This is a genomic window from Bradyrhizobium sp. SHOUNA76 (assembly GCF_023006445.1).
Classification (GTDB): Bacteria; Pseudomonadota; Alphaproteobacteria; order Rhizobiales; family Xanthobacteraceae; genus Bradyrhizobium.
This window is the reverse complement of the sequence record NZ_JALBHA010000195.1, coordinates 1-10,566: the sequence shown is the minus strand read 5'-3', so window position 1 is coordinate 10,566 and position 10,566 is coordinate 1. Positions and strand designations below refer to the sequence as shown.

At 64.1% G+C, this 10,566-nt stretch carries 10 protein-coding genes; 2 read left to right on the top strand and 8 right to left on the bottom strand.

All coding sequences use genetic code 11. The annotated features are described in order from the left end of the window. Positions 1 to 33 precede the first annotated feature (33 nt). Entirely contained in the window at positions 34 to 255 is a 222-nt protein-coding gene (locus MOV74_RS20160) for a dodecin (protein WP_246925967.1), read from the bottom strand. A gap of 252 nt (positions 256 to 507) precedes the next feature. On the opposite strand from MOV74_RS20160, the gene MOV74_RS20155 reads away from it, so the two are divergent. Next, positions 508 to 1,539 carry a family 16 glycosylhydrolase gene (locus MOV74_RS20155; protein ID WP_246925966.1) on the top strand — a complete coding sequence of 344 codons (1,032 nt, stop codon included), beginning with the start codon at positions 508 to 510 and terminating at the stop codon, positions 1,537 to 1,539. Here the strand turns inward: MOV74_RS20155 and MOV74_RS20150 are convergent. The 7 genes from MOV74_RS20150 to MOV74_RS20120 form a co-directional block, all read right to left on the bottom strand. Next, entirely contained in the window at positions 1,506 to 2,063 is a 558-nt protein-coding gene (locus tag MOV74_RS20150; RefSeq protein ID WP_246925965.1) for an HNH endonuclease, read from the bottom strand. The genes MOV74_RS20155 and MOV74_RS20150 overlap by 34 nt on opposite strands. Positions 2,064 to 2,277: 214 nt before the next feature. Further along, entirely contained in the window at positions 2,278 to 3,255 is a 978-nt protein-coding gene (locus MOV74_RS20145) for a peptidyl-alpha-hydroxyglycine alpha-amidating lyase family protein (protein WP_246925964.1), read from the bottom strand. Between the two features lie 134 nt (positions 3,256 to 3,389). After that, on the bottom strand, positions 3,390 to 5,165 hold the full coding sequence (locus MOV74_RS20140) for an NAD(P)/FAD-dependent oxidoreductase (RefSeq protein WP_246925962.1): 1,776 nt from the start codon (positions 5,163 to 5,165) through the stop codon (positions 3,390 to 3,392). 135 nt (positions 5,166 to 5,300) lie between these two features. Next, entirely contained in the window at positions 5,301 to 6,386 is a 1,086-nt protein-coding gene (locus MOV74_RS20135) for a DUF2855 family protein (RefSeq protein ID WP_246925959.1), read from the bottom strand. 105 nt (positions 6,387 to 6,491) lie between these two features. Then, the gene (locus tag MOV74_RS20130) at positions 6,492 to 8,012 is read right to left on the bottom strand and encodes an acyl-CoA synthetase (protein WP_246925957.1); all 1,521 of its coding nucleotides are present in this window, start codon (positions 8,010 to 8,012) and stop codon (positions 6,492 to 6,494) included. Between the two features lie 23 nt (positions 8,013 to 8,035). Beyond that, a complete protein-coding gene (locus MOV74_RS20125; RefSeq protein WP_246925955.1) occupies positions 8,036 to 9,220 on the bottom strand; it encodes an ABC transporter substrate-binding protein in 1,185 nt (394 codons plus the stop codon). A gap of 52 nt (positions 9,221 to 9,272) precedes the next feature. Then, positions 9,273 to 10,247 carry a nitronate monooxygenase family protein gene (locus MOV74_RS20120; RefSeq protein WP_246925952.1) on the bottom strand — a complete coding sequence of 325 codons (975 nt, stop codon included), beginning with the start codon at positions 10,245 to 10,247 and terminating at the stop codon, positions 9,273 to 9,275. Between the two features lie 179 nt (positions 10,248 to 10,426). Here MOV74_RS20120 and MOV74_RS20115 point away from each other — a divergent pair. Continuing rightward, positions 10,427 to 10,566 (top strand): LysR family transcriptional regulator (locus tag MOV74_RS20115; protein ID WP_246925968.1); only part of this gene is annotated, 140 nt, incomplete at its 3' end.

Genomic DNA, 10,566 nt, shown 5'->3' with positions numbered 1-10,566 from the left:
CGCGCGCGACGGTTCCGCCCGGCGTGCGCCGCGTCATCCCTCCAGCGTGAAGCCGACGCGCAGCGTCACCTGGTAGTGGCGGACGGTGCCGTTCTCGATGTGGCCGCGCGTCTGCACCACCTCGAACCATTTCATCTCGCGAACGGTCTTCCCGGCGCGGCTGACCGCGTTCTTGATCGCGTCCTCGATCGAGGTCTCGGACGATCCGACCAGTTCCAGGATCTTGTAGACGTGATCATGTTCGGCTGTGGGCATGATGAGACTCCCTCGGTTGCCTCGTGGCACGCCTTGCCGCGTGCGCTCTGATCTGAACGAGCGCCAGTCCTCCGGGTTCCGTCCCGTGACGGCCCGCATGCATCGGGGGAGGGTGGAGCGCGCCGTCCGCGGGGCGGAGGGAGGCGGGAGAAATGGTTCTCAAATCGCCCTCCGGCGTTGGATGCCGCAGTTGCCCGGGCGGAAATCGCTGAGCTAACCTACGTGGATGTCATGGCATCTTCGAGTGCGGTGATGATCGACCGTTGGACGAGGGGCACTCTGGTTGCGATCGGCCTCGGCGTGCTGCCTGCGCCGTGTGTTGCGCAGGATGAGCTCGATGGCGCGCCGGCGGGCATGTCGCTGCAGGTCACGACCGATCCTTCCACCATCGCGTGCCGCCGGCTGGAGGCGGTCAATCCCGCCTCGCTCGTGTTCCTGCCGCTGCGCCGGACTTTCAGCGAGGATTTTGACGAGCATCCGCTGTCGAATGGACGCTGGGTCCCGCATTATGCGGGCGGAGCGGCCTGGCCGGAGGCGCGCTATTGGGGCGGCGACGGCTCCGACTTCAAGCGCAAGACCAGCGCCAATGGCGAGCAGCAGATCTACGTCGATCCGCGTTATGCGGGTCGTGCGGCGGCGCCGCTCGGGCTCGATCCGTTCAGGGTGAAGGACGGCGTGCTGTCGATCATCGCCAGCCGCACGCCGCCGGAATTGAAACCGTTGCTGTTCGACAACGAATACATCTCAGGCATCCTGACGACCCAGGGCAGGTTCACCCAGAAGCATGGGTATTTCGAAATCCGCGCCAAGGTGCCGGTCGGCCATGCGGTGTGGCCGGCGTTCTGGATGCTGGCGGACGACGGTGGCTGGCCGCCGGAAGTCGACGTGCTGGAGGGCCGCGGCGAGCGGCCGGGCGATCTGGTGATGACGACCCATTGGCGGATCCCCTCGACCCAGAAGATCCAGTCCTGTGGCTTCGATTTCGCGGTCGGCGATGCCTCCAGCGTATTCCACAATTACGGTGTGCTGTGGCAGGAGGATCGCCTGGTCTATTTCATCGACCGCAGGCCGGTCTCCGACATCAAGGTGCCGATCGGCTTCGACGATCCCATGTACATGATCGTCAATCTTGCGATCGGGTCGAAGTTTTTTCTCGGGGTTGGTCCGGTCGACGCGGAATCGCCGCCGAGCGTCGCATTCGAGATCGACCGGATCTCCGCCTATCAGATCGACTTGGAGCAGGCGCAACCTTACGGATCCAGCTCCGTATCCCAGTACAGATAGTCGAGCCAGCTATCGTGCAGGTAGTTCGGCGGGAACAGGCGGCCGTTGCGGTGGAGCTGGTGTACGGTCGGCGCGAACGCGCTCTGGCGTGGAAACATCCTGGCCTGAGCGGGCGTCAGATTGCCCTTGCGCAAGTTACAGGGCGAGCACGCTGCGACCACGTTCTCCCAGGTGGTCTGGCCGCCTTTGCTGCGCGGGACGATGTGATCGAAGGTCAGGTCTTCGGGCGAGCCGCAATATTGGCAGGCGAAACGATCGCGCAGGAAGACGTTGAATCGGGTGAAGGCGGGATGGGTGGTCGGCTTGACGAAGGATTTGAGCGAGACGACGCTCGGCAGCTGCATCTGCAGCGTGGGACTGTGGACCGCCTGATCGTAGTGAGCGACGATGTTGACGCGGTCGAGAAACACCGCCTTGATCGCGTCCTGCCACGACCAAAGAGACAGCGGGTAGTAACTCAGCGGCCGGAAGTCCGCATTCAGCACCAACACCGGCCAACTGCCTTGCGAGACATGTGCGTTCAAGTAACGCTCCCGGCCTCCAATATACGCTGCGAAGCAGCATGTACTGACATACTACATGCAGCGTGACGGGATTGTGAAGCCCGTTGAGCGACTTATTCAGGCGCAAGCAATGCGGCGGCGGGGTGGCAAAAGCGCGCAAAAAGCCGCGATCCCCAGGGGCCGACCTGGCAGGTCCGGAACCGGCTGTCCCTGCGCGTCGTGCTTTGTCCGGTAGCTACTCCCGTACTCGCTCGAGTTTCTGCAAACAGCGCGTGGCGCGTACCGCGGCCGGCATCTCCTCGTCGGGAAAGCTCGTCTTCCAGTCGGTGACGCCGACCTCGCCGACATAGATGTCGCCTTTCGAATCCAGCGCGATGCCGTGCGGTGCCAGGAATTTTCCGCTGGCAACGCCCGGGCCCTCCTCGCCGCCGAGCCGCGCGATGCGCTTGCCCTTGGCGTCAACGATCGACAGCCTCGGGCCGAGATTGGGCACCTTGCGGTTGACGGCCATGCCGGGGCCGAGCTCGCCGATCACGAAGGTCGGGCTCTTGGCCCCGCCGCAGCAGCACAGCGCGCAAGGCCGGTGCAGATTGTTCCACTGCGTTTCGTATCTGCCCTCGCCGTTGAACACCTGGACGCGATGGTTTTCGCGGTCGGCGACGTAGACCCAGCCGTCGGCATCGGCGGCGATGTTGTGCACGATGTTGAACTGGCCGGGATCGGTGCCCGGTTCGCCCCAGCTCATCATCAGCTTGCCGTCGGGGGTGAACTTGTGCACGCGCGCATTGCCATAGCCGTCGGAGACGTAGATCTCGCCCTTTGGCGACAGCGCGGTGTGGGTGCAGCGGTGGAACGGCCCGCCGCTCATGAACGGTGACGGCTTTGCGGGAATGCCGATCGTCAGCAGCACCTTGCCGTCGGTGGTGCATTTGCGCACGGTATGGTCGCCGTCATCGGTGCAATAGAGATTGTCGTCGGCATCGATGTGCAGGCCGTGCGCGCGCGAGAACAGCCCTTCGCCGAAGCTGCGCAGGAAATTACCCTGGCGGTCCAACACCACCATCGGATGGGCGCCACGATTGAAGACGTAGATCTGGTCGCGGCTGTCGACCGCGACCGAGGCGACGTCGGTGAGCTGCCAGCCGTCAGGGAGCTTGGCGAAGTTTTCGACGACGCGGTAGCGGTGCTCGCCCGTGCCGAGAATGGCTGGCATTGGTGTTCCTTCCTCTCACTGTTGCTGTCGTGCCCGACTGCATCCGCGTCGTCATTGCGAGCGCAGCGAAGCAATCCAGAATCTTTCCGAGGCGACAGTCTGGATTGCTTCGCTGCGCTCGCAATGACGGGGGCTCAGACCGTGCCCACCTCACGCCCCAAAATCCCTTCCTCGATCGCCTTGATCTGGAGCGCGAGATATTTCGAGTTGATGCGGCACTGCGCGAGGCTGCCGGCGATGAACCAGAGCCCGGGCTGCCTGGTGCGCGCATACATGTTGCGCAGCTCGACGCCGTCGCCAAAACCCCAGATCGGACCGACGCGGTCGGCGATGCCATCACCGAACAGCTTTCGCACCAGATAGTCCTGCGGCTTGTAGCCGGTCGAGAGCACGACGAGATCGGCGGCAATGGTCGAGCCGTCCTTCATCCGCGCGCCTTCCGCGACGAAGCCCTCGATGTCGGAAAACTGCCTGAGCCCGATCTTGCCCTCGACGATCAGGTTGGAGCAGCCGACGTTGAAATAATAGCCGCCGCCACGCGTGAGGTATTTGAATTGCCACCCCGTCCCGGCCTCGCCGAAATCGAGCTTGAAGCCGACGCGAGTGAGGCCATCGAGCAGCTCCTTGTCGAGTTCCTTGGACTGCTCGGTCAGCATCACATGGGTCTTCTGCGCCAGCGGCGTCGGCATCGAGGCCGCGATCAGATCATTGTCCTCGAGCGTGCCTTCATTGTAGGTCGCATAAGCGAGTTGCGCCGATGGCTCGATATTGGTGACCAGCGTGGCTGCGCGCTGCACCAGTGTCACCTCGGCGCCGCTGGAATACAGATCCTGCGCGATGTCATGACCGCTGTTGCCGGTGCCGATGACGATCGCCCGTTTGCCTGCCCAGTTCTCGCCGTCCTCGTAGCCGCTGGAATGCAGCAGCGTACCCCGGAAATTGGTGAGGCTCGGAATGTCAGGGATGTTGGCGATGCCGCTGACGCCGGTCGCCATGATCACGTGGCGGGGATGCATGGTCCGCTTGCTGCCGTCGGCGCGGCGCAGTGTGACCGTCCAGCATCCCTTGGCCTCGTCATATGCGCCGCCTTCGAATTCGGTGCCGGTCCAGAAGTTCAGCTCCATGGCCTCGACGTAGGCTTCGAACCAATTGGCGAGCTTGTCCTTGGGAATATAGGTCGGCCAATTCGGCGGAAACGGCATGTAGGGGAGGTGATTGACTTGCACCTGGTTGTGCAGGGTCAGTGCGTGATAGCGCTTGCGCCAATTGTCGCCGATCCGCATCTCGCGATCGACGATCAGCGCGTCGACCTGCAACTGCTTCAGCCGCGCTGCGATCGCGAGCCCGGCCTGGCCGCCGCCGACCACCAGCACGGCCGGATCGCGTTTCGCATAGTCGCGCGAGGCGTTGCGCAAATCGAGCCAGTTCGGTCCGCGGAAATCGCGGGAATAGGCCTGGCCGCGCGGGCGCGACGTGCCGAGCTGCTCTTCGAAACCCTTGAGCTCGTCGAGGGCGGTCAGCAGCGTCCACGCCTTCAGACGATCGCCATCAGCGCTATCCGGAATGAGCCGGATGATGCCGCTGCCGCGCCCGATTGCGGTTTCGAAATTGAAGATCGCTTCGATGGTGTTGGTGCCGGCGCGGCTCACCCAGCGCGGCGGCGCGCGGTCGGGCGCGATCTTGAAATCGGCGGGCGCCGCCTTGGGCGCGAGCGTGGCCAGCGCTTGCGCAATCGTTTGGCGGCCGGCGATCGTTTGCAGGTTCCAGCTCAGCGCCAGCACGTCGCGCCAGAAGCTGTCGGCGAGGAAGAGGCGGTCCAGCGTGGAGGGATCGGGCCTGCCCAGTATACGCTCGAATTCATCGAGCCAGGCTTGCGCGGCGACGGAAATATCCTTCGTCCTGTCCAGCATGACGCGACCTCGTGGCCGTCTTCGCGGCGTTTCCTCGCGAGCATGATCCGGAAAGTGTGCGGCAGTTTTCCGAAGAGATCACGCTCCAATCATGGAGGTCGAGGCTATCTGGTTTCCTTGGCACCCAAAAGCCGATTACCCCAGCAGCGAGAGCATGTGCCCCTGCTCAGGCGGAATGCGCCCCTTTAGCGTCTCGAGATAAATCCGCTGCACCGCCGCCGGCCCGCGGCTCTCGACCACGGTGAGGCATCTCTCCAAAAGAGGCGCGAAGCCCGACCAAGCCGCGCCAAAACGCTGCTCGACGCCGCCGGGCCCCCAGTCCTTGGCGCGCTTGCGGATCTGGTCCGGTGCGAAGAACCAGCGCGGCTTTGCCCCGGGCAGGGTGCCTTCGTCGGCATCGGTCGCCCGATGCGTCAAACCGACGCGCACGGAGCACTTCATCTGGTCGCGGAAATGCTGATGCAGCTCGGCCCGCAACGCGCTGCTGCCGGCCATGTCGACGAAAGCGACCGGCGCATCCGTCGGCAGCGCGTGGACGCGATCATAGGTGACGACCTCGTCGTAACAGGGCAGCGAGCCGACGAAGCCGGCATTGCCCGCGGACGTGAGTCCAATCACCTTGCGGCCGCGCGTATGCAGCAGATGAGCGAGCCCGAACGCGGTCTTGCTGGAGGCGCTGGAGAGCAGCACAGCGCGTGCGCCAAAATCCTCGTTCTCGGCAAGGAAGTCGTCGACCAGGAACGACAGCATGAACAATGGCCGCAGCAGCGCCTGAAGGTCGCCCTGGTGTCCGGCAAAGGCGGGATCGCCGGTGACGCGGGAATAGAGATTGTAGACCGGCGAGACCTGCTTGCGATGCTCGGCGCCGTCGCGAAGCGCGCGCTTGCTGACGTCCGCAGCCTCGATGACGAGATGCGTCGCCATCGGGAAATAGCCGAACAACCGCTCGCCCACGGCCACGCCTGGATGTTTCGAGGCAATGACCTCGCCAAATCCCCACACCGGGATGTTGCCGAAGCCCTCCGGCGCCGGAAAGATCTGCCAATATTTCAGCTCGTCGCCCATCACGGCATAGGTGATGTTGTTGGCGGTCAGCGCGAAGCGCTCGACCTTCACCAGCAGTGCGTCCTGCGGCAGCGCGGCTGCATCCGGAATGACGGTCTCGATCAGCTTGAATTGCTCGAGATCGTTGCGCGCAACGACGAAGTCGGTCGATGTCATGGTGAAGCCTTCGGCTTTTTCCGTGCCGGGATCTTGTCTTTCAGCCGCGGATGCTTTGCAACAGCAACATAGTTTTAAACGCCGTTTGTGGGCTAACTTCCAGGTTCAGTCCGGTTTCTGGTCCGCCCAGTAGGGATCGCGCAGCTTGCGCTTGAAGATCTTTCCGGTCGCCTCGCGCGGCAGGGCGTCCATGAACCGGACCTCTTTCGGCACCTTGAAGTTGGCCAGCCGCTCGCGCAGCCAGCCCTGCACGGACGCCGCGGACAGAAGGACGCCCGTCTCCGGCTCGATGCAGGCGCACAGCCGCTCACCATATTCGGCGTCGGGAATGCCGAACACGGCGCAATCGCGCACGCCGGGCATCGCGATCAGCACGTTCTCGATCTCGGCGGGGTAGATGTTGACGCCGCCTGATATCACCATGTCGCGTTTGCGGTCGCACAGGAACAGGTAACCGTCCTCGTCGAGATAGCCGACGTCGCCCACGCTGACGAGACCGTCGCGCCCCGCCTCGGCGCGCGCCTGCGCCTTGCCGTGATAGTCGAAATCGGGCACCGCCGTCTGGCGCATGTAGATTTCGCCGACCTCGTTGGCACCACAGAGGCTGCCGTCCTCGCGAAAAATCCTGACGATGCCGCCGTCGATGGCGCGGCCGACCGTGCCGGGCTTCTTCAAGGCCTCCTGCGCGGAGTGCCAGACCGGGATGCCGGTCTCGGTCGAGCCGAAATATTCATTGATCACCGGTCCCCACCACTCGATCATCGCCTTTTTCACGTCGGGCGGACAGGGCGCGGCGCCGTGCACGACGAAACGCAGCGAGGAGAGATCGTAGCGCTGCCGAGCCGCCTCGGGCAGTCGGAGCAGGCGTACGAACATGGTCGGCACCATGTGGATGTGCGTCACGCCGTGACGCTCGATCAGCGCAAGCAGCTCCTCCGCGTCGAACCGCGGCTGCAGGATGATGGTGCAGCCGTTGCGGAATGCCATCATGCCGTAGGAATGCGGCGCCGAATGATACATCGGTCCGTTGATCAGCACGACCTGGTCCTCGCGCGGCTTGATGCCGTAGGCGATCGCGCCGACGCGTTCGGAAGCGACCGCCTGCTCGGGTTGCATCGGCATGCGCCGCACGCCCTTCGGCATGCCCGTGGTCCCCGAGGTGTAGATCATCGCCGCCGCTCGGCGCGGCGGCTCCTGGGTTTCCGGATGCCCATCGCGCCAGCGGTCCCAATCCGTCAATCCCGCCGGGACCTCGGTCAGATCAGGAGGAATTGCGAAGGTCGCCGCGAGCTCGGGCGGCGTCGCGACGACGAGAAGGTGGATATCCGCCGGCACGCCGTCGCGGATCTGCGGCAGCAGATCGGCATGGCAGACCAGGATCTTGGCGCCGCTATCGGTCAGGATGTAACGGACTTCCTCGGCCTTGAGATGCCAGTTGATAGGCACCACCGGGCTGCCCAATGCGGCCGCGGCCGCGACCACCTCGAACAGGGCGAAATCATTGCGCAGCATCATGGCAACCGGCGCGCCTTCGGCAAGGCCGAGGGCGCGAAGCCCGCTCGCGGCGCGTTTGATGCGCGCCTGGATCGCGTCATAGCCGATCAGGCGTTCGCCGCTGATGATCATGATCTGTCCTTATTCCGCTCGCGTCAGCGATCATCCAGCACGTCGCCGAATCCCACCCAGCTCTTGCCGTTGAAGCGCCGGAGCTGAAGCTGCTGGAACGGCAAATAGTCGTCGGAGCCGGTGCTCACACTCATGCCCGGCAGCAGCAGCGGCAACTTCACCTCTTTCAGCGAAGCGGCCTGGCGCATGATGTTGTCGCGGCTGAAATCATCCTTGCACGCCTTCAGCACCGCCATCAGCAGCGTCGCGTAATGGTATCCAGCCGCGTAGTTGGAATTGGAGAGATCCGCATTCGGCATGTATTGCTTCATGAAGGCGAAAAATTCCTTCGCGCCTGGATCGCTGGCCCATTGCGGGTCCATCGTGTCCTTCTGGTTGCTCGACGAGATCAGGCCGACCGCATTGTCGAGGCCAGCGGGCTCGAGGAACGAGATCGACGACGCTGACGTCGGTACGAACAGCAGGTCAGGCTTCCAGCCGATCTCAGCCACGCCCTTGATCATCTGCGAGGTGAACTTGCCGAGTACGACGCCGAACAGAACATCGGCGCCCGATGCCTTCAGGGTCGAGAGTTGCGAACTGATCGTCGGCGCGCTGGTCTCGTAGGTCTGCTCCGCGATGATCATGCTGGCGGCCTTGTCGCCGAGCGCGCGCTTGAAGCCGGCGACATAGTCGCGGCCGAAATCATCGTTCTGGGACAGGATGGCGATCTTGGCGCCGGGCTTGGTGCGCAGCACGTGCTTGGCGTAGACCACGCCTTCGGACTCGTAGGCGGCCATGCCGGGCATGGTCCACGGATATTTCTGCGGATCGGCCCATTTCGTCGCGCCCGAGAGCATGAACAGCTGCGGCACCTTCTTGCCGTTGAGGTACCGATGCACCGCGCTGTTGGTGGCTGTGCCGAGCGAGCCGAACATCATCAGCACCTCGTCCTGCTCCACCAGCTTGCGGGTCTGCTCGACCGTCTTCGGCGGCGAATAGGCATCGTCCAGCGTGATGAACTTGACCTTGCGGCCGTTGATGCCGCCTTCGGCATTGACCTTCTCGAAGAAGGCCTCCTGCGCCCGCCCGATCGCGCCGAAGCCGGAGACGGGGCCGCTATAGGGCAGGGTCTGTCCGATGCGGATCTCGTCGCTGCCTCCGGCATCGGCGCTGCCGACGGCGAGCGTCAGCAGCGACATGCCGATCAATGCGGCTGCCAGCTTCATGGTGTCCTCCCGTTTTTTCTTGTCGGTCCAGTCTTGTCGTTGGACCGCGTCGTCAGGCGCTCGCGCGCATCAGGAAGTCCTGGCGGGCCTGATCGAACTCAGCTTTCAACCGGTCGACCAGGTCGGAGACGGGCGGCGCGTCGGTGATCTGGCCGATGCCCTGGCCGCATCCCCAGATGTCGCGCCACGCCTTGGATTTCATGTTGCCCCCGGAGCCGAAGTTCATCTTGGTCTTGTCGGCGACCGGCAGATTGGCCGGATCGAGGCCCGCGGCGGCGATGGAAGGGCCGAGATAGTTGCCGTGCACGCCGGTGAACAGGTTCGTGTAGACGATGTCGTGCGCGGCGTGTTGCGTCAGCGCGGACTTATAGCCTTCGTCGGCGTTGGCTTCCCGTGTCGCGATGAAGCGCGTGCCCATATAGGCGAGGTCAGCGCCCAGCGTCAGCGCCGAGGCGATGCCAAAACCGTCGCTGATCGCGCCCGACAGCAGGATCGCGCCGTCAAACCATTGCTTGACCTCGCGCACCAGCGCGAAGGGCGAGAGCGTGCCGGCATGACCGCCCGCACCGGCGCAGACCAGGATCAGGCCATCAACGCCCTGCTCGGCGGCTTTTCGCGCATGCTTGACGTTGATGACGTCGTGGAACACCAGCCCGCCATAGGAATGCGCGGCCTCGACGAGCTCTGCCGGCGGCCGCAGCGAGGTGATGATGATGGGCGCCTTGTGCTTTACGCACGTCTCCATGTCCTTCATCAGCCGGTCATTGGAGGCATGGCAGATCTGGTTGACCGCGTAGGGTGCGACCTTCTTGCCGGGATTGCGAGATTTGTATTCGCCGAGCTCGTCCTCGATACGGCTCAGCCATTCGTCGAGCTTCTCGACCGGACGGGCGTTGAGCGCGGGAAAGGAGCCGACGACGCCCGCCTTGCACTGGGCGATCACCAGCTCCGGTCCGGAGACGATGAAGAGCGGCGAGCCGACGACCGGCAGCTCCAGGGAATTCTTGAGCAAGGTGGGCAGTGCCATCCGATCCCTCCTGATAATGCGCGCCGGCGGCCTGCTGGCCGATGGTCGAGCGTTTCCATGTCGATTGTCGCGCCGGCAGCGTGTCCGCCTGCGGTTTGATCTCACTATAGGGTTGGACGGCGGGCGGGGCATGGTTCAATATTGAACATGTGCTTATTCAGCTTTGAACGGAGCTGCCGGTGGATTGGGACCTCTGCAAGACCTTCGTCGCGGTGGCGGATACCGGCAGCTTTACCGCCGCGGCGCGGCGGCTGCACGCCAGCCATCCGACCGTCAGCCGCAAGATCGCGGCGCTGGAGGCGCAGCTCGGCACCAAGCT

Coding starts and splice junctions, on each gene's coding strand:
- MOV74_RS20140 (WP_246925962.1), bottom strand. CDS start 5,165: ATGCTGGACAGGACGAAGGATATTTCCGTCGCCGCGCAAGCCTGGCTC.
- MOV74_RS20135 (WP_246925959.1), bottom strand. CDS start 6,386: ATGACATCGACCGACTTCGTCGTTGCGCGCAACGATCTCGAGCAATTC.
- MOV74_RS20125 (WP_246925955.1), bottom strand. CDS start 9,220: ATGAAGCTGGCAGCCGCATTGATCGGCATGTCGCTGCTGACGCTCGCC.
- MOV74_RS20145 (WP_246925964.1), bottom strand. CDS start 3,255: ATGCCAGCCATTCTCGGCACGGGCGAGCACCGCTACCGCGTCGTCGAA.
- MOV74_RS20130 (WP_246925957.1), bottom strand. CDS start 8,012: ATGATCATCAGCGGCGAACGCCTGATCGGCTATGACGCGATCCAGGCG.
- MOV74_RS20160 (WP_246925967.1), bottom strand. CDS start 255: ATGCCCACAGCCGAACATGATCACGTCTACAAGATCCTGGAACTGGTC.
- MOV74_RS20120 (WP_246925952.1), bottom strand. CDS start 10,247: ATGGCACTGCCCACCTTGCTCAAGAATTCCCTGGAGCTGCCGGTCGTC.
- MOV74_RS20155 (WP_246925966.1), top strand. CDS start 508: ATGATCGACCGTTGGACGAGGGGCACTCTGGTTGCGATCGGCCTCGGC.